Origin of the sequence: Pseudomonas rhizoryzae (assembly GCF_005250615.1) — a bacterium.
Taxonomy (GTDB): Bacteria; Pseudomonadota; Gammaproteobacteria; order Pseudomonadales; family Pseudomonadaceae; genus Chryseomonas; species Chryseomonas rhizoryzae.
This window is the reverse complement of the sequence record NZ_SULM01000005.1, coordinates 264,552-289,338: the sequence shown is the minus strand read 5'-3', so window position 1 is coordinate 289,338 and position 24,787 is coordinate 264,552. Positions and strand designations below refer to the sequence as shown.

The following is a 24,787-nucleotide window of genomic DNA, read 5'->3' as shown; positions in this document are numbered from 1 at the left end:
CGGCGCCGGATGCCGCCTTCCACAAGCCGCGACTGATAAAACGTAGCGAGCGGTTGTCAGGCGGGTGCGCGCGGCGCGCAGGAACTGGACCGGGCTCGCGCACGAGTGTACGGGCGGTACATGAGGATTCCGAGCACTGCACGCGCCCGCCTGGCGGACGCGCAGTAGTTTTACCAGCCGCGGTTAATTCAGACCCAGCTTGCCGCGCAGGGTGGACAGATCCTCGGCCAGGGTATTGACCGGGCCGACCAGGGCCTTGCGGTCGCGCTCACTGACCTTGTCGTAGGTCTCGAAGCCGCCGTCCTTGGTCTTGTACTTGGCCAGGATCTTGTCGACGTGGGCGAAGTTCTTGTCGACCTTGGTGACGAAGGCCTGGTCCTGCTTGGCGATCTGCGCGCGGAACAGGTCGAAGATCTTCTTGGCGCCGTCGACGTTGGCCTGGAAGTCGTAGAGATCGGTATGGCTGTAACGGTCTTCCTCACCCGAGACCTTGGTCGCGGCTACCTCTTCCATGAGCGCGGCGGCACCGCCTACGACCTTCTCCGGCGGGAAGGTCAGGCCGTCGACGCGCTGCTGCAGGTCCTTGACGTCGGCCATGAGCTTGTCGGCCAGCGGGGTCAGGCCTTCGGTGCTGTTCTTCTCGAACAGGCCGTATTCCAGGCGGTGGAAGCCGGTGAAATCATCCGACTTGACGCCGTGCTCGTGGTCGTCCTCACGGGAGTCGATTGAGGCGTCCAGGTCGCTGAAGAGTTCGGCGATGGGCTCGATCGCCTCGTAATGGACGCGGGTGGTGGGGTAGAGCTTGCGCGCGGTGGCCAGGTCGCCCTTCTTCACCGCCTCGGTGAATTTCTGGGTGTCCTGGGTCAGCTGTGCCAGATTGTCGGTCACGTAGATCTTATAGTCGGAGATCGGGCCCACCAGATCCAGCGGCGAGTTGGCGGCGAATACCGGTGCGGCGAACGCCAGACCGAGGGCAACGGCGAGGGACATGCGTTTCATTCGACTTCTCCTGTTGAGGGTTCAAGACTGCGCGGCGGCCAAGAGGCTGCTGCCGAGGAAATCCTTGGGATCGGTGATGCCTGGCAGGGCGAAGAAGTAACCGCCGCCGATGGGCTTGATGTATTCCTCCAGCGGTTCGCCATCGAGGCGCTTCTGCACGGCGATGAAGCCCTGCTCCAGATCGGCCTGGTAGGCGATGAACAGCAGCCCCATGTCGAGCTGGCCGTTCTTGCGCACGCCGTTGGAGTAGTTGAAGGGGCGCCGCAGGATCAGGTTGCGCTGGCTGTCCGGGGTGCGCGGATTGGCCAGGCGGATGTGGGCGTCCAGGGGCGTGACCTTGCCCTTGGGATCGCTGGCGTAGTCCGGCACGTCGGTTTCGTGGCCGCCGGCCATGGGCGAACCGCTGGCTTTGCGCCGGCCGAAGATGCTTTCCTGCTCCTGCAAGGGCGTACGGTCCCAGCGCTCGACGAAGTTGCGGATGATGCGGACCGCCTGGTAGGTCCCCTGACTGGCCCAGGCGGGCTCGCCGCTATCGGGCTGGACCCAGACGATGCGATCCATCGCCTGCTGGTTGGTGGAGTCCGGGTTGGCCGAGCCGTCGCGGAAGCCGAGGAAGTTACGGGCGCTTTCCGCGGGCTGCCCGGGCGGGGTGTCCTGCACCGGGACGCTGCCTTCCTGCTTCCAGCGGATCGCCAGCAGATCGGGCAGGTTCTTCACGATGTCGCGCAGGGCGTGGATGTTGGTATCGGGCGTGTTGGCGCAGAACTGCAGGCAGAGATCGCCGTGGCAGCAATCCGCTTCGAGGGCGTCATTGGGAAAGCCGGTCATGCGCTGCAAGTGCTTTGGCTTCACCGCCGCCAAGCCGAAGCGGTCATCGAACAGGGACTCGCCCACGGAAACGGTGATGGTGAGGTTGTCGGGCGTCACCACCGGGCCGAGGATGCCCGAGTCCAGCGGGGGCAGCTTGGGATCGACCTCCGGTACGGGGCCGCCCTGCATGAGGAAGCGGATGCGTTCGTCGAGGGTACGCAGCAGTCGCTCGAGATCCTCGCGGTCGTCGGCCAGGACGTCGAAGGCCACCACCATACCGGCCGCCGGACGCGGAGTGACGATGCCGCTCTGGTGCCGACCAAGGAATTCCTGGTGCTGGTGGATGTTGGAACTGCCGGGTGCACGGGTCACCTCGGCGGTGCTGTCCGCCTGGGCATGCATCGGGCAGAGGCCGGCACCGGCCAGGGCCAGGCCGGTGGCGCCCAGGCCGCCCAGTAGTCGGCGGCGTTCGATATTGGGTTGGTCGGTAGAGGACTTCTTCATGGCGAGGTCTTGGTTGCGGTGAGACCGAGGGTTGGAGCCACCTGGTCGAGGGAGTCGGCCAGGGCCTGGGCCGCCTTGGCGATGCGGTCGCGGTCGGATGCGGACAGGCTGGCGTAGGGTCGCTGTTGATCGCCCAGGGCGTCGGCGAAGGCCTGGGCCCGGGTGTCGAGTTGCTGTTGCAGGTCTTGGTGGCCTTTGCTCAGCAAGGGGCGCAACAGGTCGATGACCTTGCGGGTACCTTCGAGATTGGCCGCGAAACCGGGCAGGACGAGCTGGCTGTAGCGCTCTTCCTCACCGGAGATCCGCGTGCTGGCGAGGTTGTGCAGCAGTCTGGCCGCGTTGCCGCTGAGTTGCTCCGGCGGCAGCGACTGGCCGAGCAGGGCGTCGCGCAACGCCGTGGCGTCCTGCTGCAGGCGGGCGGCTACTGGCTCCAGCCCCGCGGTGCTGTTGGCCACGAAGAGGCCTTGCTCGATGCGATGGAAGCCCCCGAAGGCGGGGTCGCGCTCGCGCTGCTCGTAGTAGTCGGCGCGGGCATTGAGGCGATTGTCCAGCTCGGCGAAGCGCTGTGCGGTCGCCGCCAGGCGCTGGTACGGCAGGCGGGCAGCGGCATAGGCCTCCCGCGCCTGCTGCAGGTCTCCTGCCGCCAGCGCCTGTTGCAGCGAGGTGATGCCTTGCAGCAGCAGGCGACTCTGCTGGTTGAGATAGACCCGGTATTCCGACAGCGGCCCGATGAACTGGGTCAGCGTCGGCTTGGCCTTGCTGGCCGCCTCCGAGGCGGCGGTGGGCAGCACCTTCAGCGTCCCGCGCGGATTGCTCAGCAGGCCGCAGGTGATGGCGTAGTCGCCCGGCGCCAGGGTGGCGTTGATGACCTGGCTCAGGCCGGGGGCGATGTTTTCGCGCTCCTCGACCACCAGCACGCCGTCGAGAATCTCCCATTCCACCGCTCGGTCCGAGCGATTGACGATACGGAAGCGCGCCGGGCCGGCAGGCACCTCGAGGGCGTTCGGCTCGCAGCGATTGGCCAGGATGTCGACCGTGACCACGTCCGTCCCGGCCGTGGCATGCCGCTGGCCAGCCGAGCGCGAGGCATAGTAGAAGGCGGCCGCCGCCACGATCAGCAGGCCGGCGGAGGCCACTACGGCCAGGCGCAGCGCCGGCGAGGTCCGCTTCGGCGGGGTGGCGTTGGGGGTAGCGGTCACGACTGGCGCTCCATCGAGGCGGTGGGGTTGGCGGGGGCGGGGCGCCGGGGTGGCGTTGGCGTGCGGAAGAACAGTGGCAGGGTGACAGCCAGGAACAGCAGATAGGCGCCGAGGGTGCTCACGGTCGGGGTGTCCTGATAGCCGAACATGCCGGCCAGCACGGTGCCCACCGGGCCGTCGGCCGGTAGCACGTGGCTCCAGTCGAACACCACCTGCTGCAGCGAATTCCACAGCCCGGCCTCATGCAGCGCCTTGATTGAGTTGGTGAACAGGCCGGCCGCCACGAAGAGAATGAACAGCCCGGTGAAGCGGAAGAACTTGCCGAGATTCAGGCGTACCCCGCCGGTATACAGGCCGTAACCGACCGCGATGGCGATTGCCAGACCCAGCAGTGCCCCCAGGGGCGCGCCTGGGCCTTCGCTTTGCTGAAAGATGGCCAGCAGGAAGAACACGGTTTCCAGGCCTTCACGGGCGACCGCCAGGAACACCATGCCGATCAGCGCATAGACCTGGTTGCGCGAGGTGGAGAGGGCGGCTTCCAGGGATTCGTGCAATTCGGTCTTGATCGACCGCGCTGCCTTGCGCATCCAGAACACCATGGAGGTGAGGATGGCGGTCGCAGCCAAGCCGACGACCGCTTCGAACAATTCCTGCTGGCGTTGCGGAAATTCGGCACTGGCCAGTTGCAGGCCCGCGCCGACGAAGAGTGACAGGGCCGCCGCCAGCATCACGCCGATCCAGACGGCGGGCATCCAGTGCCCCCGGCCGGTGCGTTGTAGATAGCTGGCGATGATGCCGACGATGAGCGCCGCTTCGATGCCCTCGCGGAGCATGATCAGGAAAGGGACGAGCATGGATTCGATTACCGACGGAAAGGGAAAGCTCAGGCAGGCTTTCGGATCGGTGATTTGTATCACAATGATTCGAATTGTTAAATGAGGATGATTCTCGTACGACATCAGCCCGCTCGGTCCCTAAAGCGGGCTGGCACGGGGATCGTGGGGATTCGGCTCAGGCGCGGAAAACCACTGCGGTATCGGGCGACTTGCCCGTGGCGAAGCGCTGGACCTCCCGCCAGGCACGCAGGTCGACGACGGCCAACTGATCGCCTTCCAGCGCGGCGAACAGGCGCTCGCCGTCTGGGGCCAGGTTCAGCCCCGGTACGGCGCTGCCCATCGGCAGATAGCCGACCTCGGCCAGGGTATCCGGTCGCAGCAGCGACAGGCTCTTGTCGGCCAGGTTGGAGACCAGCAGCCGTCCATCCGGCAGGGCGACTACCCGCACGGCCTCGCCGCGCAGCTTCACTTGGCGCAGCGGGGTTAGGTCACGGGCATCCCAGGCATGGAGCACCCCGGCGAATCTATCCAATACATAGAAGGTCCGCTCGTCCGGACTCAGGCAGCAGCCTTCCGGTGCCTGGCCGAGCCGCTTCTTCACCGGCAACACGGCGGCGTTGTGCGGATCGACCAGGATCACCAGGCCGCTCAGGGTATCGGCGACATAGGCTCGGCGCCCGTCGCGGGTCAACACGAAGTAATGGCTGCGGGTGCCACCGACCGGGACGATCTGGCTCGGCACCGTGGCGGTGGCCGGGTCATCGAAGCGGATGAGCAGCGAATCGGTCTCGCTGAGCACATAGAGCCGCCCCTGGTCATCCAGACGCATACCGTGCAACCGGTGATAGGGCGAAAGATCGATGGACCTCACCAGGCGACGCTCGACGAGATCTATCACGCTGACCTGATGACCGCCCGCGCCCGGCGCCTGCCAGCTCTTGACGCCATACTGGCCGACATAGGCATAGCGGCCCTGGCGATCGGCGACGATTTCATGGGGTTGCTCGGGCAAGTCGAGCGTGCCGACGCGCTTGCCGTCAGCCAGACGATAGAAACCCACGCCGGGGGCTTCCTTCTCCACCAGGGCGAGGTACTCCGCGCCGGCCGCTAGCACCCTGGGTGGATAACCACCCAGCAACGGCAGGGCGGCACCGGCGGCTAGCAGGCCAAGGGTCTGGCGGCGATTCAGATGGGGCATAGGAGGTCTCCCGATGGGCAAGCCTCCCTGCCAGGGTCAAGCGAATCCGTGCTACTCGAACAGACCCTTGAACCAGTCCCAAAGTCCCACGTGATAGTCGGGCAGGATATCGATGCCGAGCGCGGACTTGAGCAGATAGAGCAGCACCAGTCCCACCAGGCCGCAGGCCAGCAGGATCACCGCCAGCATGGCGGCCTTGCCGAGCAGCGACAGCTCCTGCTCCAGGCGCGAGAGTTGACGGTAGTTGCGACCGGCCAGCACGACGAAATAGTAGCGGCGATGCCAGAACTTGAGGGTGCCACGCAGATCGATGCTGTGCTTGCCCCAGCTGCGGGTGCCGAAGGCCAGTTTGAGCGCTTCCAGCTGTTCCTCGGTGAAGGACTCGCGCAGCTCTTCGGGGAGTCGTTCCTTCAGGCCGGCGATGAAAGGGTCGTGGCGATTAATGCGGTCCTGCATGTGAAGTGCTTCCCTCGGAGTGGTGCAGAAGCACTCAGAAAGACCGAACAGGCCGGTGTTCCGCCGAAACGGATGGGCGGAGTCCTCGGCGGGACGACTGGTCAGGCGGTGACTCGCCGGGGTCTTATCACCTCGGCTCGTGCCCGCAGCTGACCACAGCCGCCGTCGACGTCCTGGCCGGCCGAATTGCGTACCTTGGTGAGCACACCGCGGCTATGCAGGTAGCGCACGATCTGGACGATGCGTTCGCCATCGGGGCGTTGATAGTCGTCCACTTCCAGGCTGTTGTAGGGAATGAGATTGAGCACCCCGTACTTGCCCTTCAGCAGCCACAGCAACTCGTCCATTTCCTCCTGGCTGTCGTTGATGCCGGCGAGCAGGGTCCACTGGTACTGGATGGGATAGCCGATCAGCCGGGCATAGGTCTCGCCCTGTTCGATCAACTCGGCGGGCTCGTAATGTGGCGCCTTGGGTAGCAGCCGGGCACGACGTTCGGCATTGGTGCTGTGCAGCGACAGCGCCAGGGCCGGCCTTACCTCCTGCTGGGGCAGACGCTCGAACACCCGGGGATCGCCGACGGTGGAAAACACCAGGTTGCGATGGCCGATGCCACCGGCAGTGCCCAGCAGATCGATGGCCTCCAGCACGTTGTCCAGGTTGTGGGCCGGCTCGCCCATACCCATGAAGACCACCTTCTTCACCGGCCTGATACGGCGAGCCAGGGCCACCTGGGCGACGATCTCGGCGCTGCCCACCTGGCGCAGCAGGCCACTCTTGCCGGTCATGCAGAAGACGCAGCCCACGGCGCAGCCGACCTGGGAGGACACACAGAGGCCATCGCGGGGCAGCAGGACGCTTTCCACCGCCTGACCGTCCGCGAGGGTCACCAGCATCCGCGCCGAACCGTCGGCGCCCGGATGCTCCGAGGTGACCCGGGCCAGCCCCTCCAGCTGCTCGGTCAGCGCCGGGATGGCCTTGCGGACGTCCAGGGGCAGGAAGTTCTCTGCCTGCTGGCGGCGGGTGCCGGTGTCCAGCGGCAGTCCCTGGCACCAGGCGCGCAGGATCCGGGCGCTGTGCTTGGGCTTGGCGCCGGCAGCGGCGAGCAACTGGACGACATCGGCGATACGCATGGGCAAAAGGGCAGGTCGTGGGCGGGCGGCGATAATAGGACAGGGCAGGGATGCTATCCTAGTCCTTTGCAAGACGAGGACCCGTCATGAAGTTCATCCACCAGCGCGAGCATCTCAACGAGGGCGATCTGGTCGTCATCCAGAGTTCGGGGGTGTGCAACATCCGCCTGATGAACGATGCCAATTTCCGCAGCTTCAAGAACGGCGGCCGCCATACCTACCACGGCGGCGCCTTCGACCGCTTCCCGGCGCGCATCACCGTACCCAGCACTGGCTTCTGGAACATCACCCTGGACACCGTCACCAAACGGCCGATCAGCGTGACCCGCAAGCCCGATATCAAGCATTCCATCAAGATCGTCCGCCGCTCGCCTTCCGAGCTGCGCTGAGGCAGCGGTCACCCACAGACGGGTGACCCTGGCCGTCATTTCGGCTGCAATTCCAGCAGCCGAGCGTTCGCACCGTCTTCCAGTACCCATAGACTGCCGTTTGGGCCTTCCTCGACGTCGCGGATGCGGGTGCCCATGGCATAGCGCTCTACCTCGCGGGCCTCTTCGCCCTTGAGCTCGATCCGCACCAGTGACTTGGACGACAGGCCACCGATGAAGGCGTTGCCCTTCCAGGCGGGGAAGCGATTCCCCTCGTAGATCATCAGTCCGGCGGGCGAGATCACCGGCGTCCAGGTGATCTTCGGCGGGATGAATTCCGGACGGGTGTCATGATCCGGGATCGGCTTGCCACCGTAATGATCGCCGTTGGAAACCTCGGGATAGCCGTAGTTGCCCCCACGCTGGATCAGATTCAACTCGTCCCCGCCCTGGGGGCCCATCTCCTGTTCCCACAGCCGGCCCTGGGCGTCGAAGGCGATGCCCAAAGGATTGCGATGACCCAGCGACCAGACCTGGGCCGCGACACCGCCTTGCTTGGCGAAGGGGTTGTCTTGCGGAATGCTGCCATCGTCGTTGAGGCGGATGAGTTTGCCCAGGTTGCCGCTCATGTCCTGGGCCGGAGTGAATTTCTGTCGCTCACCCGAGGTGATCCACAGCTTGCCGTCCGGCCCGAATCTCATCCGATGGCCATAGTGCCCGTTGCCTGTGACCTTGGGTGTCTGCCGCCAGATCACCTTGAGCTCGCTGAGCGAGCCGCTGCCGTCCTGTTTCAAGCTCAGCTTGGCTCGCGCAACCGCAGCGCCCTGAGTACCGCCTTCGCCGGCTTCGGCATAGCTCAGGTAGATCAGATGATTGCTGGCGTATTGCGGATGCAGGATGACATCGCCCAAGCCACCCTGGCCGGCATGGACCACCTTAGGCACGCCGCTGATGTCCTGCGCCTTGCCGGTCTGCACATTCAGATGTTTGAGCGCGCCACCTTTCTCGGTGACCAGCGCCGTGCCATCGGGCAGGAAGGCGATGGCCCAAGGGGCATCAAGAGTCGCTCGGGGTGTGGCGGTGAAGGGCCACTGCTCCTGGCTCAGCGCCTGGGGCGCTGCCGTGGCATTCAGGGTGGCGAGACCGAGCAGAAGACTGCCGGCGGCTAGGGTAAGGCCTCTCATGGGCGCGCGATCCTCGTCGATGGAAGTCCCTACACCCTAGTAGGGACGCCCGCGAAAAGGGCTGCGTTTTTGTTACCTGAGGCGTCTAGCGAATAAGATTGAAGGCGTCAGATCTGACCCGAATGGCCTACTTCGTGAGTCTAGATCTATTGATGGCTGCCCTGGCTCGCGCTTCGGATATGGCCATCAATACGGGATCCGAATCCTCCATGTGCGTATAGAGGTACCACTGACTTGGAGGTAAGGACAGGATCCGATATACCTCGAAAGGCTTTTTGCTACTCAACCTGGACCCAAGGGTTGTCTGGTCCATAAGAACCTGGGCTTTATCAATCGCGTGCCATGCGAGTGTCGCTTCATATGCCCGATTGATAATGTCCTGATTGCTGCGTTGTCCGCGACGATGTTCGCGATAGAAGACATAGCTTACGGCAACAGAAAAGACTGTAGCGAGAATGAAGTACGCAATGTCAGACATGGCGAGATCTCTGATCCGGGATAACCGGATATCGCTACAGGATCAACCAAGGCCATAGCGAAGGCCTTGGTTGATCGACCCTCTGAGTCAGTTGTCGTAGCCCAAATTCGGCGCCAACCACCGCTCCGTCACCGCCAGCTCCTGGCCTTTTCGCTCGGTGTAACGCTCCACCTGGTCCTTGTCGATCTTGCCCACGGCGAAGTACTGGGCCTCGGGATGGGCAAAGTACCAGCCGCTGACGGCGGCGGCCGGGAACATGGCGTAGTGTTCGGTGAGGAAGACGCCGCTGCGGCCGGCTTCGTTGAAGCGTGCCTCCGGGTCGAGCAGCTTGAAGAGGGTGGCCTTCTCGGTGTGGTCGGGGCAGGCCGGGTAGCCGGGGGCAGGGCGGATGCCCTTGTATTGCTCGCGGATCAGCGCCTCGTTGTCCAGCGTCTCGTCGGCGGCATAGCCCCAATGCTCCTTGCGCACCCGCTCGTGCAGCCACTCGGCGCAGGCCTCGGCAAGGCGGTCGGCCAGGGCCTTGACCATGATGGAGTTGTAGTCGTCGCCCTTGCGTTCGTAGTCCTTGGCCAGTTCCTCGGCGCCGATGCCGGCGGTGACGATGAAGCCGCCCACATAGTCAGTGACGCCGGTTTCCTTGGGTGCGACGAAGTCGGCCAGCGACAGGTTGGGCTTGCCTTCGGGCTTGATGGTCTGCTGGCGCAGGTGGTGCAGGGTGGCCAGCGGTTGGCCGTCCTCGCCATAGACTTCCAGGTCGTCGTCGCGCACCTGGTTGGCCGGCCAGAAGCCGAACACGGCACGCGCCTTGATCAGCTTCTCATCGATCAGCTTTTTCAGCATGGCCTGGGCATCGTGGAACAGCGCGGTGGCCGCTTCGCCCACCACCTCGTCGGTGAGGATGCGCGGGTACTTGCCGGCCAGATCCCAGGAGATGAAGAAGGGCGTCCAGTCGATGTACTCGGCCAGCACCGCCAGGTCGATGTCCTCCAGCACCCGGGTACCGGTGAAGCTCGGCTTGGTCGCCTGGTAGCCCAGCCAGTTGAAGGCCGGCTTGTTCGCCACGGCCTTTTCATAGGACAGGCGCTCGGTGCGCGCGCTGCGATTGGCGGTGCGCTCGCGGACCTCTACGTAGTCGGCGCGGGTGCGCTCGACGAAGCCGGCCTTGAGTTCCTTGGACAGCAACTGGGTTGCCACGCCTACGGCGCGGGAGGCGTCGGTGACGTAGACCACGGCATCGTTCTTGTACTGCGGCTCGATCTTGACCGCGGTGTGCGCCTTGGAGGTGGTGGCGCCGCCGATCATCAGCGGCAGGGCGAAGCCCTGGCGCTGCATCTCCTTGGCGACATGGACCATCTCGTCCAGCGAGGGGGTGATCAGGCCCGAGAGACCGATGATGTCGCACTTCTCGGCGATGGCGGTCTGCAGGATTTTCTCCGCCGGGACCATCACGCCCAGGTCGACGATGTCGTAGCCGTTGCAACCCAGCACCACGCCGACGATGTTCTTGCCGATGTCATGGACATCGCCCTTGACCGTGGCCATGAGGATCTTGCCCTTGGCTTCGGGCTTGTCGCCTTTTTCCGCCTCGATGAAGGGGATCAGGTGGGCCACCGCCTGCTTCATCACCCGGGCGGACTTGACCACCTGGGGCAGGAACATCTTGCCCGAGCCGAACAGGTCGCCGACCACGTTCATGCCACTCATCAGCGGGCCTTCGATGACCTCGATGGGGCGCGCGCATTGCTGGCGGCATTCCTCGGTGTCCTCGACGATATAGGTGGTGATGCCCTTGACCAGGGCGTGCTCCAGCCGCTTGTCCACCGGCAGGCCGCGCCATTCCTCGGTCTCGGCTTCCTTGACCGCGCCGCCGCCCTTGTAGTCGTCAGCGATGGCCAGCAAGGCGTCGGTGCCCTCGGGGGTGCGGTTGAGCACCACGTCCTCGACCTTCTCGCGCAGCGCGGCGGGGATCTCGTCGTAGATCTCCAGCTGGCCGGCGTTGACGATACCCATGGTCAGGCCGTTCTGGATGGCGTGGTAGAGGAAGACCGAGTGGATGGCCTCGCGTACCGGATTGTTGCCGCGGAAGGAGAAGGAGACGTTGGACACGCCACCGGAGGTGAGGGCGTGGGGCAGGTTGTCGCGGATGAAGGCGCAGGCGTTGATGAAGTCGACCGCGTAGTTGTTGTGCTCCTCGATCCCGGTCGCCACCGCGAAGATGTTGGGGTCGAAGATAATGTCTTCCGGCGGAAAGCCGACCTGGTTGACCAGGATGTCGTAGGAGCGGGCGCAGATCTCGTTCTTGCGCGCCTCGGTGTCGGCCTGGCCGTCTTCGTCGAAGGCCATGACCACCACCGCCGCGCCATATCTCTTGCACAGCTTGGCGTGATGAATGAAGGCCTCGACGCCTTCCTTCATGGAAATGGAGTTGACGATGCCCTTGCCCTGGATGCACTTGAGGCCCGCTTCGATCACCTCCCACTTGGAGGAGTCGATCATGATCGGCACTCGGGAGATGTCCGGTTCGGAGGCGATCAGGTTGAGGAAGGTCACCATGGCCGCCTTCGAGTCCAGCATGCCCTCGTCCATGTTGATGTCGATGACCTGGGCACCGGCTTCCACCTGCTGCTGGGCCACTTCCAGGGCCTCGGCATAGTTCTCTTCGCGGATCAGCCGGGCGAACTTGGCTGACCCTGTGATGTTGGTGCGCTCGCCGACGTTGACGAACAGCGACTCGCGGCTGATGGTGAAGGGTTCCAGGCCGGAGAGCCGGCAGGCCTTGGGAATCTCGGGCAATAGGCGCGGTGCGTGCTTGGCGACCGCCTCGGCGATGGCCTGGATATGCGCCGGGGTAGTGCCGCAGCAGCCGCCGACGATGTTCAGCAGACCACTGGCCGCGAATTCCTCGACCACCGCGGCCATCTGCGCCGGGGTTTCGTCGTATTCGCCAAAGGCGTTGGGTAGGCCGGCGTTCGGGTGGGCGGAAACGAAGGTGTCCGCCTTGGTCGCCAGCTCCTCGACGTAGGGCCGCAATTCCTTGGCGCCCAGGGCGCAGTTGAGGCCCACGGAGATCGGCTTGGCGTGCCGCACCGAGTTCCAGAAGGCTTCGGTGGTCTGGCCGGACAGTGTACGGCCGGAGGCGTCGGTAATGGTGCCGGAGATCATGATCGGCAGTTCGACGCCCATGTCCTCGAACACACCCTGCACGGCGAAGATCGCAGCCTTGGCGTTGAGGGTGTCGAAAATGGTCTCGATCAGGATGAGGTCGGCGCCGCCGTCGATGAGGCCGCGGGTGGCCTCGGTGTAGTTGTCCACCAACTCATCGAAGGTGACATTGCGATAGCCGGGATTGTTGACGTCCGGGGAAATGGAGCAGGTCCGGCTGGTGGGGCCGAGCACCCCCGCGACGAAGCGCGGGCGATCCGGCGTTTCCCGGGTCTTGGCGTCGGCTACTTCGCGAGCGACCCGGGCACCGGCCAGATTCAGCTCATAGGTGATTTCTTCCATGCCGTAGTCGGCCTGGGACACCCGGGTGGCGTTGAAGGTGTTGGTCTCGAGAATGTCCGCGCCGGCATCCAGATAGGCCTTTTCGATCTCGGCGATGATCTGTGGCTGGGTCAGCAGCAGCAGGTCGTTGTTGCCCTTGACGTCACTCGGCCAATCGGCGAAGCGCTCGCCACGGTAGTCCGCTTCCTCCAGTCGATAGCTCTGGATCATGGTGCCCATGCCGCCGTCGAGGATGAGGATGCGCTGCGCGAGGGCATGGCGAAGAGCGGAGAGGCGAGAACTGCGATCGGTCATGGGCATTCCACAAGATGAAGAGTTGCGCTGGGCAAAGAGCGGCAGCATAGCAAAAGGCACCAGCGACCCCGTCATTGATGAAGGCTGATGATGAGCTACCCTCATGAAAGGCCGGCTTACCGTTCATGTCGAAGAGCGGTGAGATCCGGCGTGCAAGCCTTGCAAGTCCTGCTTTACTGTGCAATTAGCGATGTTTACTGTGCGTCAAAACTGCGTCATGGAAGGTGGCCGTGATTCCTCTGGTGATATGCGACGATTCGAACATGGCGCGCAAGCAGCTGGTTCGCTCCCTGCCGGAGGGCTGGGGCGTGTCCATCACTCAGGCCACCAATGGCGAAGAGGCCCTTACGGCTCTGCGGCAAGGCCTGGGGCAGGTGATGCTGCTGGACCTGACCATGCCGGTCCTGGATGGCTACGGCACCCTGGCGGCCATCCGTAGCGAAGGCCTGGCGGTCAAGGTGATCGTCGTCTCGGGTGACGTTCAGGAGCAGGCAGTGGCGCGGGTGCGTGAACTGGGTGCCCTGGATTTCATTCGTAAGCCGGCCGATCCCGCCGAGCTCGTGGCGGTGCTCGAACGTCATGGCATCTACAGCCCCACTGTCGTGGCTCCGGCACAACCTGTCGAACGACCGGATTTACAGGTCAGCTTTCGCGATGCCTTTCGGGAAGTCGTCAACGTCTCCATGGGGCGGGCCGGGGCGCTATTGGCCAAGGCGCTGGACGTCTTCGTGCAACTGCCCATTCCCAACGTCAATATCCTGGAGGTCAGCGAACTGCACATGACGCTGCTCGATGCCCAGCGCGAGAGTCGCCTCAGTGCGGTGTGCCAGGGCTACATTGGCGAGGGTATCGCCGGCGAGGCGCTGTTGATCTTCCATGATTCCGAATTCGATGACATGGCGCGGCTGGTGCGCTGGCGCGAATCCGGTGAATCGGGCGACATCGAGATGCTGCTGGATCTATCGAGCATCATCATCGGTGCCTGCCTCGCCGGGATCGCCGAGCAGTTCGACATTCGCTTCTCCCAGGGTCACCCCACCATCCTCGGCCACCACGCGTCCATCGACGAACTCATCGTCGTCAACAAGACCCGTTGGAAGAAGACCCTGGCGGTCGAGCTCAGCTACAGCCTGGAAGGCCATAACGTCCACTTCGATCTGCTGCTGCTGTTCACCGAGGATTCGGTGAAGCGCATCACCCGCAAGATCGGCTACCTGATGAGTTGAGCATGGCCGCACAGATCGATATCAATGAACTCCACTGGCTGCTGGATATCGTCCAGAACATCGATGTCGGTGTCGTGGTGCTGGATCTCGACTACCGGATCGAGGTATGGAACAGCTTCATGGAGAACCACTCCGGGCGGATTCTCAATGAGGTCAGCCAGCAATCGCTGTTCGCGGTGTTCGCGGAAATCGATGAGGCCTGGTTCCGCGCCAAGGCCGAGAGTGTGGTCCTGCTGGGTACCCGGGCCTTTTCCATCTGGGAGCAACGCCCTTACCTCGTTCACTTCAAGAGCTACCAGCCCATCACTGGCGTGGAAGCCTTCATGTACCAGAACGTGACCTTGCTGCCGCTGCGCGATTCCACCGGCGCCATCGCCCACATCTGTGTGGTGATCTATGACGTCACCGACGTCGCCATCAACAAGCGGCAGCTGGAGCTTTCCAACGATAAGCTGCAAGAGCTGTCGCGCACCGATCGCCTCACTGGCCTCGCCAATCGCGGTTACTGGGAAGAGCGACTCACCGAGGAGTTCGCCCGGCACCAGCGCTACGGCGGCCGCCTGGCATTGATGATGCTCGACATTGATCACTTCAAACGTATCAACGACACCTACGGCCATGCCGTGGGTGACCAGGCGATCAAGGCCCTGGCTGGCGTGATCAAGACCCACGTACGCACTGCAGACATCGCCGGTCGCTATGGCGGTGAGGAATTCGGCGTAGTGCTGCTGGACACCGCTGTCGAGGGCGCACGGTTGCTTGCCGAACGGTTGCGCGAATCGGTCGAGGCCATGCGCCTGGACGTGCTAGGTACGCCTATCGCCTTCACTATCAGTGTGGGTATCACCGATCTTTCCGTCCCTTTGAGCAACCACGAGCAGATGATTCAACAGGCCGACAAGGCGCTGTACGAATCCAAGCACGCCGGGCGCAATCGGGTGACAAGCTTCGTACACAGCCTGGACTGAAAGCCTGTTCAAAGGCTGCTGCGCGTCGGCCAAACGGCGTTGAAAAGACTTTCGGAATGCTCATTTACCCCTCGTAAACTCCGCTTCCTCAAGTCTTCTCGCCTTGTTTGGCTCTAGCTCGCGAGCCTGTGAACAGGCTTAGAGTCGATTATCCGACTGTTTCACTAGGGCTTTCGTCGAGGGGTAGGGTGGCGTAAACTTGTCACACCTGTTGAGGAGTGACCATGAGCGCCATCACCATTACCGACGCGGCTCAGGATTACCTGGCCGACCTGTTGGAAAAGCAGAATACCCCTGGGATCGGTATCCGTATCTTCATCACCCAGCCCGGCACCCAATACGCCGAGACCTGCATCGCCTATTGCAAGCCCGGTGAAGAGAAGCCCGATGACCAACCCATCGGCCTGAAGGCTTTCACGGCCTATATTGATGCCATCAGCCAGCCCTTCCTCGAAGACGCCCTGGTGGACTACGCCACCGACCGCATGGGCGGTCAGCTGACCATCAAGGCGCCCAACGCTAAGGTGCCGATGGTCAATGAAGACAGCCCGCTCAACGAGCGCGTCGACTACTACCTGCAGACCGAGATCAATCCGGGGCTCGCCAGCCACGGCGGCATGGTCAGCCTGGTGGATATCGTCGACGACAACGTGGCCGTGCTGCGTTTCGGCGGTGGTTGCCAAGGCTGCGGTCAGGTCGATCTGACCCTCAAGGATGGCGTGGAACGTACCCTGCTCGAGCGGATTCCCGAACTCACCGCCGTGCGTGACGTGACCGACCATACCAACCGCGAGAATGCCTACTACTGATCCAGTCGCTCGCGTGGTAGCGGACGGCTATCGGCCAAGTCGATAGCCGTCAGCCGTTTCAATGCAGTGACGCATCGCCCGGTAGGGCCAGCAAGCGCTTTTCCTGCTCCCAATCGAAGGCTTCGCCGCGAGATTCCGCCTCATGGCGGCGCTCGTCCAGTTGCTGATAGAGCGCCAGCTCTTCGTCCGGCATGAAGTGCAGGCAGTCGCCACCGAAGAACCACAGCAGGTCGCGCGGCACCCGGTGGGCGATCTGCGGGTAGCGGCTGAAGATCTGGCTCAGCAGATCCTGGCCGAGATAGCCATACTCTTCCGGCGCCCGGGGCAGGCCGGCGACCAGTTCATCGAAGCGTTCGAGGAACAGCGCGTGATTTTCCGAGGGCACCTGCTCGGCTGCGCCGACATCGGCCAGGACTGCACGCAACTGGGCGAGGAGGGCGATGTGGTGGGCGAGATAGGAATTGGCCATGGGTCTCTCCTGAAAGCGGCTGCGCAGTATAGAGGCACTGTCCTGCATTGTCTGGTTCGACTAGGATCGAACCTTTGCCCGTTGCCGGGGTTATAGGAAGTAGCACTTTTCTTTGCGAATCAGTTCTTGCCGGGAGGCACATGAGTCTAGCTCTCTCCATTCGCGGTCTGACCAAGACCTATAACAATGGCTTCACCGCCCTCAAGGGCATCGACCTCGATGTGGTCGAAGGTGACTTCTTCGCGTTGCTCGGTCCGAACGGGGCGGGCAAGTCGACCACCATTGGCATCCTCTCGACCCTGGTCAACAAATCAGGCGGCGAGGTTTCGGTGTTCGGCAATGACCTGGACAAGGATCCTGCCGGTCTCAAGCGCTGCCTCGGCGTGGTGCCTCAGGAATTCAACTTCAACCAGTTCGAGAAAGCCTTCGACATCCTGGTGACCCAGGCCGGCTACTACGGCATTCCCGCGCGTATCGCCGGCGAGCGCGCCGAGGAATACCTGACCCAGCTCGGCCTGTGGGACAAGCGCGATACCCCCTCGCGCATGCTCTCCGGCGGTATGAAGCGGCGCCTGATGATCGCCCGTGCGCTGATCCACAAGCCGCGGCTGCTGATCCTCGACGAGCCCACCGCTGGGGTGGATATCGAGCTGCGTCGCTCCATGTGGAATTTCCTCACCGAGCTGAATCGGCAGGGGACCAGCATCATCCTTACCACTCATTATCTCGAAGAAGCCGAACAGCTCTGCCGCAACATCGCCATCATCGATCATGGCGAGCTGGTCGAGCACACCAGCATGCGCAAGCTGCTGCAGAAGCTCAATGTCGAGACCTTCATCGTCGACGTCGTTCAGCCGCTGACCACAGCGCCGCAACTGGAAGGCTATCCGACGCGATTGCTGGGCGATCACTCCTTCGAGGTGCAAATCGACAAGGCCAGCGGGGTCAATGCCCTGTTCCGTCAGCTGGACGCCGCTGGCATCCAGGTGCAGAGCCTGAGAAACAAAGCCAATCGCCTGGAGGAGCTGTTCGTCTCCCTGGTGGAAAAGAATCTAGCCAAGGTCGCCCGATGAGTACCGAATTCCAAGCCAACCTGGTGGCCCTGCGTACCATCGTCCACCGCGAAGTACGCCGCTTCACCCGCATCTGGGCCCAGACACTGCTGCCTCCGGCGATCACCATGGTCCTGTACTTCGTGATCTTCGGAAATCTCATCGGTGATCGCATCGGTGGCATGGCGGGCTTCACCTACATGCAGTACATCGTGCCGGGCCTGATCATGATGTCGGTGATCACCAACGCCTACAGTAACGTGGTCTCCAGCTTCTTCAGCAGCAAATTTCAGCGCTCCGTCGAAGAGCTGCTGGTGGCTCCGGTATCGCCGCACATCATCCTGATCGGCTATGCCATGGGCGGCATCCTGCGCGGACTCGCCGTGGCGGTCATCGTCAGCCTGCTGTCGCTGTTCTTCACCCATATGCAGGTTCATCACCTCGGCATCATGCTGCTGGTGATCATCCTGACCGCCACGATCTTCGCCCTGGGCGGGTTCATCAATGCCGTTTATGCGCGCAATTTCGATGACATCTCCATCGTGCCGACCTTCGTGTTGACCCCCTTGACCTACCTGGGCGGAGTCTTCTACTCCATCGACCTGCTGCCGCCGTTCTGGCAGAAGGTGTCGCTGATCAATCCCATCCTGCACATGGTGAATGCCTTCCGCTACGGCATCCTGGGCGTGTCCGATATCCGTATCGGGGTAGCGATCGCCTTCATGCTGTTCGCCGTGGTCGTGCTTTATCTGGTCAGCATCCGCCTGCTCGTCAGCGGGCGTGGCATGCGTCATTGAGTGTCGAAAGAGTCATGCACAGCGTAGAACAATCGCCCTTGGGCAAAAGCACCGAATATGTCAGCCAGTACACGCCTGGCTTGCTCTATCCGATCCCACGGGCGCTGAAATGGACGGAGCTGGGAGTGGATGGCGCGAACCTGCCATTCCACGGTGTGGATGTCTGGACGTGCTATGAGCTGTCCTGGCTGCTGCCGTCCGGCAAGCCGGTGGTCGCCATCGCCGAATTCGCTATTCCGGCCGCCTCGCCGAATATCGTCGAATCCAAGTCCTTCAAGCTGTACCTCAACTCACTCAACCAGTCGGTATTCGCCTCGGTCAAGGAGTTGCAGGCTGCCCTGGAGAAAGATCTCAGTCATGTCGCCGGGGCTCCGGTTACTGTGCTCCTCTGGTCCCTGGACGAGTGGGCGGCACGCGGTATCCAGCGTCCCGCGGGACGCTGCATCGATGAGCTGGATGTCCCGATAAAGGGGTATGCTCATCCGCAGCCAGAGCTACTGAGCGTGGGCGAGGCGCGGGACAGCCAGCGACTCTACAGTCATCTATTGAAATCCAATTGCCCGGTCACGGGGCAGCCCGACTGGGGCACCCTGGTGGTGGACTATCAGGAGGGGCTGGCACTGGAGCCGGAAAGCCTGCTGCGCTACGTCGTCGCCTTTCGCCAGCACGCCGATTTCCACGAGCAGTGCGTCGAACGCATTTATCTGGATCTGTGGCGACTGCTGAAACCAGCAAAGCTGACGGTATTTGCTCGCTATGTACGGCGCGGTGGGCTGGACATCAATCCCTATCGCAGCAGCGAGGCTGTCCAGCCCGTGGCCGAGCGTTACGTGCGGCAGTGATCAGATACCCATGCTGCTCAGGCTGTTCATGATGGATCTGAGCGTACCCGCCATGGTGGGGTGGCTGGCTTCGAAGCGTTCAACCGCCAGGTTGACGCCGTCCACCAGGCTGCCATCGCGGGTGTGGGTGGCGTCTTCGTTGGCCAGTTGGAATTCGATGTCGCGAATCAACAATTCCAGGTCTTCCCGATCTTCCGGCGAGGCGGGCGGATCCTGGTCCAGCTGCTGGCGGAGTTGATCGAGTTGTTCCTGCAGATGAGACGTAGTCATGGCGTTTCTCCTGTGTTCGGATTCTTTGACCGCAACGGTGGGTCAAAGATCGAGAGGTCAAGCCAGGTCCTAAGCCAAAAGTGGCAAAGCTATGACTATAATCGGCGCCTTCAAGGCGTCCATGTGTTACGAGGAGAGTAGCGATGACGGTCGAGCGACGGGGTTCCAGGGTTTGGGGAGCGGTCTTGGCGACAGCCCTGGCGTTTGCCGGTCAGGCCACGGCGGCCGAGGCTGAAAATCCCGATCCCTGGGAAGGCTTCAACCGCAAGGTCTTCGCGTTCAACGATACCCTGGATACCTATGCCCTCAAGCCGGTAGCCCAGGGTTACCAGCGCTTCACGCCGGGCTTCGTGCAGACGGGGGTGAGCAACTTCTTCAACAACATCGGTGACGTGCGCAACCTGGCCAACGACCTGCTACAGGGTAAGGTCGAGCACGCGGGAGTCGATACGGCGCGTCTGTTGATGAATACCACCCTGGGCGGTCTCGGTCTGGTGGACGTGGCTACCAAGGCCGGTCTGCAGCGTAACGATGAAGACTTCGGCCAGACCCTCGGCAAATGGGGTGCTTCCAGCGGCCCTTATCTGGTACTGCCATTCTTCGGTCCCAGCACCGTGCGCGATGGTATCGGGCGGATTCCCGACAGCTACACCACCGCCTATCCCTACGTGGATGACGTTGCTGTACGCAACAGCGCCTTTGCCTTGAATACGGTGGACACCCGCGCCAGCCTGCTGCAGGCCGAGCGACTGATCACTGGTGACAAATACATCTTCATTCGCAATGCCTACTTGCAGACTCGCGAATTCAAGGTAGAGGATGGTCAGGTAGTCGACGACTTCTAACGCCTGGAATAGAAAAAGGGCAGCCAAGGCTGCCCTTTTCATGTGCAGGGGGAAGAGGCTAGCGCATTTCCAGCACGGAAAGCCCCAGCAATTGCTGGCCGGAGTCCGTGGCCTGGACACGCAGGACTTCAGCTTCGGCTTCCAGCCCCTGGAGTTCGGCATGACTGGAGGGAATGAGTACGGTCACCTTGTCGCCGACCTTCAGCGCAGTGCTGGCCTCGATCTGGAAGCCTGTGCTGGACAGATCGACACAACGGGCTTCGAACGTCTGGTCGCCGACCTTGAGCAGGGCCTTGGAGTCAACGGCCATGCGAATGAAGTCGCGTTTTTCACTGTAAGAGCGGTCAATGCTACTCATGGCAATCCTACTGCTGGGGAGGATGGATGAAGGTTTGCTTGAGGTATAAACTCCCAAAAGGCACCCTGTAAAGAAAATCCGTCCATTTGGCAAGCTTGAACGCCCCGATGGATGGGAGTAGTGTCTCCGCCGTGTCGTAATCACCGTGGCCCGTGTCGGATAATCTCCGCCGGTTAGCCGTTCGGGTGCATGCCTGGATCCTCTATGTCTAATTCGCCTGCCACGCTCTTGATCATTGACGATGACGAGGTGGTTCGCTTAAGCCTCGCCGACTATCTCGAAGACAGTGGCTTCACTGTCCTGCAGGCCAGCAATGGTCAGCAGGGCCTGGAAATTTTCGAGCGCGAACAGCCTGACCTCATCATCTGCGACCTGCGTATGCCGCAGGTGGACGGTCTGATGCTGCTACGTCGTATCAGCGAGCTCTCGATCGATACGCCGGTGCTGGTGTTGTCCGGCGCCGGTGTCATGAGTGACGTCGTCGAAGCCTTGCGCCTCGGCGCGGCCGACTACCTGATCAAGCCGCTCGAAGATCTGATGGTGCTCGAGCACTCGGTGAATCGTGCCCTGGATCGAGCCAGGCTACGTCTGGAGAACGATCGTTACCGGGTCAAGCTGGAGAACGCCAATCGCGAGCTACAGGCCAGCCTGAGTCTGCTCGAGGAAGATCAGAACGCCGGCCGCCAGGTACAGATGAACATGCTGCCGGTGACGCCCTGGGAAACCGAGGGCCTGAGCTTCGCTCACGAGATCATTCCGTCGTTGTACCTATCTGGTGACTTCGTCGACTACTTCCGGATCGACGAGCATCGGGTAGCCTTCTATCTGGCGGACGTGTCCGGCCACGGCGCCTCGTCGGCCTTCGTGACCGTACTGCTCAAATTCATGACCACGCGCCTGCTCTATGAGTCCAAGCGCAACGGCACCCTGCCGGAATTCAAGCCATCGGATGTGCTCGGCCATATCAACCGAGGTCTACTGGATTGCAAACTGGGCAAGCACGTGACCATGCTGGGTGGCGTCATCGACGAAACCACGGGTACCCTGGCCTATAGCATCGGTGGACATTTGCCGTTGCCGGTACTGCACACGCCGGGAGAAACCCGTTTCCTGGAAGGCAAGGGGTTGCCGGTAGGCCTGTTCCAAGAGGCTACCTACAATGACTACCAGATGGCCTTGCCCGAGCGTTTCAGCCTTACCCTCTTTTCGGATGGCATCTTCGACCTGCTGCCGGGAGACAATTTGAAAGAGAAAGAAAGCAGCCTGCCCGATCATGTCCGCCGTGCGGGCGGTACACTGGCAGGCCTGAGTGAAGCCCTGGACCTGGTATCCGTTTCCGAGATGCCCGACGACATCGCTTTGCTGGTGTTGAGCAGGAACCTGGCATGAGCACCGGAAAAATCCAATTTGCCGAGCAGGATGGCACCTTTGTCCTGAAATTCACGGGCGAGGTCCGTCTGACTCTTTGCTCGGCGCTGGATGCGACCATCGAACACATCTTCTCGTCGTTGAACTTCTCGTCCATCGTCATCGACCTGACCGATACGCAAAGCATCGACAGCACCACCCTGGGGCTGCTGGCGAAGCTTTCGATCCTCTCGCGGCAGCGCATCGGTTTGCTGCCCATGCTGACGACGAACAACCCGGACATCCTGCGGCTACTGGACTCCATGGGGTTCGATCAGGTGTTCAATATCGTCGAGACGGTACTGCCGTGCCCGGAATGCTTGACCGACCTGCCGCCGCAGGATCAATCGGAAGCCGAGGTGCGCAGTCGCGTGCTTGAAGCCCACCGGGTGTTGATGGGCCTCAATGAATCCAACCGCAATGCTTTTCGCGATCTGGTCAGTGCCCTGGAAAGGCACTGACCTCGTCATCGCTTAGCGCTTGCCGGGCAGCAGCACTTCCAGCTTTTCCTGATCGCGCGCGAACTGGCGGATGCCTTCGGCCAGTTTTTCGGTGGCCATGGCGTCTTCGTTGTGCGCCCAGCGGAAGGCAGCTTCGTTCAGCTGCTGCTTGGGCTCGCCACCGGTGGAGTCGGCGGTCAGCACGCGCGGCAGGTCGCCCTGGGCGTCCGACAGCTGCTGCAGCAATTCGGGGCTGATGGTCAGGCGATCACAGCCGGCCAACTGCTCGATTTGGTTCAGATTGCGGAAGCTGGCGCCCATCACCACGGTCTCGTAACCGTTGGCCTTGTAGTAGCGATAGATGCGGGTCACGGACTTCACACCCGGATCCTCGGCACCTTCGTAGTCGCGGCCCTCGGCCTTCTTGTACCAGTCGTAGATGCGACCGACGAAGGGCGAGATCAGGAACACGCCGGCATCGGCGCAGGCAGCGGCCTGGGCGAAGGAGAACAGCAGGGTCAGGTTGGTCTGGATGCCTTCCTTCTCCAACTGCTCCGCGGCGCGGATGCCTTCCCAGGTGGAGGCGATCTTGATCAGCACGCGATCCTTGCCGATGCCGGCCTTTTCGTAGAGTTCGATCAGGCGATGGGCGCGATCCAGGGTGGCGCTGGTGTCGAACGACAGGCGTGCATCCACCTCGGTGGAAATGCGACCGGGGATCAACTTGAGGATCTCACCACCCACGGCCACGGCGAAGCGATCACAGGCCAGGCCGATGTCGCCACCGGCGCCGCTGAAGGCGGCTTGCAAGTGCTCTTCGTAGCGGGGCAGGGCAGCGGCCTTGAGCAGGAGCGAGGGGTTGGTCGTGGCGTCGTAGGGCTTGAGGCGGGCAATGGCGTCCAGGTCGCCGGTATCGGCGACGACCGTGGTGTATTGCTTGAGTTGTTCCAGCTTGCTCATGGCAGGTCTTTCCTTCGGTTAGCGAATGGACATCGTGGAGACGTGACTCAGTGGCCTTTGAGAAGTTCAGTGGCCTCATCGTACAGGCGCAGCGGATCGGGGCTGCGATGCAGGTCGGTGGATAGCAATTGACGAAAGCGCCGGGCGCCGGGAAAGCCCTGCGCGAGACCCAGAATATGCCGAGTGATGTGATGGATAGCGCCACCCTGCTGCAGATGGGCTTCCACATAGGGTCGCAGGCTTAGCATGACAGCATGACGGGTGATCCGCGGACTTTCCGACCCATACAGCGCTGCGTCCACCTCGGCCAAGAGATAGGGATTCTGGTACGCCTCGCGACCCAGCATCACACCATCGAACACCTGCAGCTGCTCACGGCAGGTATCCAGGGTCTTGAGGCCGCCGTTGAGAATGAACTCCAGGTCGGGAAAATCCTTTACCAACTGCGCGGCGACCTCGTAGCGCAGTGGAGGAATCTCGCGATTCTGCTTGGGCGAGAGGCCTTCGAGAATGGCGATACGCGCGTGGACGGTAAAGCTACGGCATCCGGCCTCGGCGACCTGGCCTACGAAGTCGCGCAGGGCCTCGTAGCTATCCCGGCCGGAGATACCGACCCGATGCTTGACCGTGACCGGAATGGCCACCGCATCGCGCATCGCCTTGACTCCATCGGCCACTCGTTCCGGATAGGCCATCAGGCAGGCGCCGATCAGGTTGTTCTGTACCCGGTCACTCGGACAGCCGACGTTGAGGTTGATTTCGTCGTAACCCGCCTGCTCACCCAGGCGCGCCGCCGCCGCCAGCTCACTCGCGACGCTACCACCCAGTTGTAGGGCCACCGGATGCTCGGTGTCGTCATGTCGTAGAAAGCGCTGAGCATCGCCATGCAGCAGGGCACCAGTAGTGACCATCTCGGTATAGAGCAGCGCATGCTGGGAGAGCAGGCGATGGAAATAGCGGCAGTGGCGATCCGTCCAATCCATCATCGGCGCCACGGAAAAGCGGCGGGAGGGTTCAGGGCGCGTTGTTGCTGGGCTTGAGGCGATTTCGGCTAGCATTCAAAGGCTTCGTTTGTAGCACTGTTTTGCCGTGTTTTTGCTGGTTTTTCAGATGTCAGAGCTAATTTAAGCACTGCGGAAAAACCTTTAGCACTGGACGGCAAATGGGCACGATTACACGGCGGGAAACCAGGAAGGGCGTGAGGTATACCGCCCACATCAAGCTGCGCCGTGAAGGAGTCATAGTCTACCAAGAATCCCAGACCTTCGAACGGAAGCAGACCGCACAGGCCTGGATTCAAAAAAGCGACAGGTGGAAGCGGCAGCTGTGGAGCGCGTGCCCTGATCGAACACCAGAACACACACTCCGTGTTGGTAGCTAACCA

Annotated in this window: 24 protein-coding genes and 1 other RNA gene; 10 read left to right on the top strand and 15 right to left on the bottom strand. The window is 62.4% G+C overall.

Features of this window, described 5'->3' with window-relative positions:
- Positions 1 to 30: 30 nt before the first annotated feature.
- From FAZ11_RS09940 to FAZ11_RS09905, 8 genes are all read right to left on the bottom strand, one after another.
- A non-coding RNA gene (locus tag FAZ11_RS09940) (sX9 sRNA) lies at positions 31 to 122 on the bottom strand.
- Between the two features lie 61 nt (positions 123 to 183).
- Complete coding sequence (gene efeO / locus FAZ11_RS09935) at positions 184 to 999, bottom strand: iron uptake system protein EfeO (RefSeq protein ID WP_058765461.1); 816 nt, start codon at positions 997 to 999, stop codon at positions 184 to 186.
- Positions 1,000 to 1,020: 21 nt separating this feature from the next.
- A complete protein-coding gene (efeB, locus tag FAZ11_RS09930; RefSeq protein WP_058778175.1) occupies positions 1,021 to 2,313 on the bottom strand; it encodes an iron uptake transporter deferrochelatase/peroxidase subunit in 1,293 nt (430 codons plus the stop codon).
- On the bottom strand, positions 2,310 to 3,512 hold the full coding sequence (gene efeO, locus FAZ11_RS09925) for an iron uptake system protein EfeO (protein WP_058782812.1): 1,203 nt from the start codon (positions 3,510 to 3,512) through the stop codon (positions 2,310 to 2,312). Before efeO (FAZ11_RS09925) ends, efeB begins: the two co-directional genes overlap by 4 nt.
- On the bottom strand, positions 3,509 to 4,366 hold the full coding sequence (efeU, locus tag FAZ11_RS09920; RefSeq protein ID WP_137279205.1) for an iron uptake transporter permease EfeU: 858 nt from the start codon (positions 4,364 to 4,366) through the stop codon (positions 3,509 to 3,511). The genes efeO (FAZ11_RS09925) and efeU overlap by 4 nt, the downstream gene beginning before the upstream one ends.
- A gap of 157 nt (positions 4,367 to 4,523) precedes the next feature.
- Positions 4,524 to 5,546, bottom strand: coding sequence for a YncE family protein (locus FAZ11_RS09915; protein WP_058782775.1), 1,023 nt, complete (start codon positions 5,544 to 5,546; stop codon positions 4,524 to 4,526).
- A gap of 51 nt (positions 5,547 to 5,597) precedes the next feature.
- Positions 5,598 to 6,002, bottom strand: a complete 405-nt coding sequence (locus tag FAZ11_RS09910) for a hypothetical protein (protein WP_058765400.1) — start codon at positions 6,000 to 6,002, stop codon at positions 5,598 to 5,600.
- Positions 6,003 to 6,103: 101 nt separating this feature from the next.
- On the bottom strand, positions 6,104 to 7,132 hold the full coding sequence (locus FAZ11_RS09905) for an RNA methyltransferase (RefSeq protein ID WP_058784540.1): 1,029 nt from the start codon (positions 7,130 to 7,132) through the stop codon (positions 6,104 to 6,106).
- Between the two features lie 86 nt (positions 7,133 to 7,218).
- On the opposite strand from FAZ11_RS09905, the gene FAZ11_RS09900 reads away from it, so the two are divergent.
- Positions 7,219 to 7,521: a DUF1883 domain-containing protein gene (locus FAZ11_RS09900; RefSeq protein WP_058765397.1), complete on the top strand. Its 303-nt coding sequence runs from the start codon at positions 7,219 to 7,221 to the stop codon at positions 7,519 to 7,521.
- A gap of 35 nt (positions 7,522 to 7,556) precedes the next feature.
- On the opposite strand, the gene FAZ11_RS09895 is transcribed toward FAZ11_RS09900, so the two are convergent.
- Together FAZ11_RS09895 and metH are read right to left on the bottom strand one after the other, a co-directional pair.
- Positions 7,557 to 8,684: a PQQ-dependent sugar dehydrogenase gene (locus FAZ11_RS09895; protein ID WP_058773131.1), complete on the bottom strand. Its 1,128-nt coding sequence runs from the start codon at positions 8,682 to 8,684 to the stop codon at positions 7,557 to 7,559.
- 565 nt (positions 8,685 to 9,249) lie between these two features.
- Positions 9,250 to 12,966: a methionine synthase gene (gene metH / locus FAZ11_RS09890; protein WP_193557149.1), complete on the bottom strand. Its 3,717-nt coding sequence runs from the start codon at positions 12,964 to 12,966 to the stop codon at positions 9,250 to 9,252.
- Between the two features lie 218 nt (positions 12,967 to 13,184).
- Here metH and FAZ11_RS09885 point away from each other — a divergent pair, with 218 nt between their 5' ends.
- From FAZ11_RS09885 to nfuA, 3 genes are all read left to right on the top strand, one after another.
- Entirely contained in the window at positions 13,185 to 14,186 is a 1,002-nt protein-coding gene (locus tag FAZ11_RS09885; RefSeq protein WP_099049407.1) for a response regulator, read from the top strand.
- Positions 14,187 to 14,188: 2 nt separating this feature from the next.
- Positions 14,189 to 15,154 (top strand): sensor domain-containing diguanylate cyclase, encoded by a 966-nt coding sequence (locus tag FAZ11_RS09880; RefSeq protein ID WP_058765388.1) that lies wholly within the window; start codon positions 14,189 to 14,191, stop codon positions 15,152 to 15,154.
- Positions 15,155 to 15,378: 224 nt separating this feature from the next.
- On the top strand, positions 15,379 to 15,963 hold the full coding sequence (gene nfuA, locus FAZ11_RS09875) for a Fe-S biogenesis protein NfuA (protein WP_058765386.1): 585 nt from the start codon (positions 15,379 to 15,381) through the stop codon (positions 15,961 to 15,963).
- 58 nt (positions 15,964 to 16,021) lie between these two features.
- Here nfuA and FAZ11_RS09870 read toward each other — a convergent pair whose 3' ends face one another.
- A complete protein-coding gene (locus tag FAZ11_RS09870; protein ID WP_058765383.1) occupies positions 16,022 to 16,432 on the bottom strand; it encodes a PA2817 family protein in 411 nt (136 codons plus the stop codon).
- Positions 16,433 to 16,572: 140 nt separating this feature from the next.
- On the opposite strand from FAZ11_RS09870, the gene FAZ11_RS09865 reads away from it, so the two are divergent.
- From FAZ11_RS09865 to queF, 3 genes are read left to right on the top strand one after another with little or no spacing between them, the layout of a single operon-like run.
- On the top strand, positions 16,573 to 17,505 hold the full coding sequence (locus FAZ11_RS09865) for an ABC transporter ATP-binding protein (RefSeq protein ID WP_058765381.1): 933 nt from the start codon (positions 16,573 to 16,575) through the stop codon (positions 17,503 to 17,505).
- Complete coding sequence (locus FAZ11_RS09860; RefSeq protein WP_058765378.1) at positions 17,502 to 18,281, top strand: ABC transporter permease; 780 nt, start codon at positions 17,502 to 17,504, stop codon at positions 18,279 to 18,281. The genes FAZ11_RS09865 and FAZ11_RS09860 overlap by 4 nt, the downstream gene beginning before the upstream one ends.
- Positions 18,282 to 18,295: 14 nt before the next feature.
- A complete protein-coding gene (queF, locus tag FAZ11_RS09855) occupies positions 18,296 to 19,123 on the top strand; it encodes an NADPH-dependent 7-cyano-7-deazaguanine reductase QueF (protein WP_058773128.1) in 828 nt (275 codons plus the stop codon).
- Here the strand turns inward: queF and FAZ11_RS09850 are convergent, their stop codons facing one another.
- The gene (locus tag FAZ11_RS09850) at positions 19,124 to 19,393 is read right to left on the bottom strand and encodes a DUF4404 family protein (protein ID WP_058765374.1); all 270 of its coding nucleotides are present in this window, start codon (positions 19,391 to 19,393) and stop codon (positions 19,124 to 19,126) included.
- A 143-nt stretch (positions 19,394 to 19,536) separates the two neighbouring features.
- On the opposite strand from FAZ11_RS09850, the gene FAZ11_RS09845 reads away from it, so the two are divergent.
- Positions 19,537 to 20,238: an MlaA family lipoprotein gene (locus tag FAZ11_RS09845; RefSeq protein ID WP_081049689.1), complete on the top strand. Its 702-nt coding sequence runs from the start codon at positions 19,537 to 19,539 to the stop codon at positions 20,236 to 20,238.
- 58 nt (positions 20,239 to 20,296) lie between these two features.
- Here the strand turns inward: FAZ11_RS09845 and FAZ11_RS09840 are convergent, their stop codons facing one another.
- Positions 20,297 to 20,596, bottom strand: coding sequence for a PilZ domain-containing protein (locus tag FAZ11_RS09840; protein ID WP_058766961.1), 300 nt, complete (start codon positions 20,594 to 20,596; stop codon positions 20,297 to 20,299).
- Between the two features lie 204 nt (positions 20,597 to 20,800).
- On the opposite strand from FAZ11_RS09840, the gene rssB reads away from it, so the two are divergent.
- Together rssB and rssC are read left to right on the top strand one after the other, a co-directional pair.
- On the top strand, positions 20,801 to 21,985 hold the full coding sequence (gene rssB / locus FAZ11_RS09835; RefSeq protein ID WP_058765369.1) for a two-component system response regulator RssB: 1,185 nt from the start codon (positions 20,801 to 20,803) through the stop codon (positions 21,983 to 21,985).
- Positions 21,982 to 22,464 (top strand): anti-sigma factor antagonist RssC, encoded by a 483-nt coding sequence (gene rssC, locus FAZ11_RS09830; protein ID WP_058765367.1) that lies wholly within the window; start codon positions 21,982 to 21,984, stop codon positions 22,462 to 22,464. The genes rssB and rssC overlap by 4 nt, the downstream gene beginning before the upstream one ends.
- Positions 22,465 to 22,476: 12 nt before the next feature.
- Here rssC and tal read toward each other — a convergent pair whose 3' ends face one another.
- Positions 22,477 to 23,403: a transaldolase gene (gene tal / locus FAZ11_RS09825; protein WP_058765365.1), complete on the bottom strand. Its 927-nt coding sequence runs from the start codon at positions 23,401 to 23,403 to the stop codon at positions 22,477 to 22,479.
- 47 nt (positions 23,404 to 23,450) lie between these two features.
- On the bottom strand, positions 23,451 to 24,461 hold the full coding sequence (gene dusA / locus FAZ11_RS09820; protein WP_081320013.1) for a tRNA dihydrouridine(20/20a) synthase DusA: 1,011 nt from the start codon (positions 24,459 to 24,461) through the stop codon (positions 23,451 to 23,453).
- Positions 24,462 to 24,787: the final 326 nt, after the last annotated feature.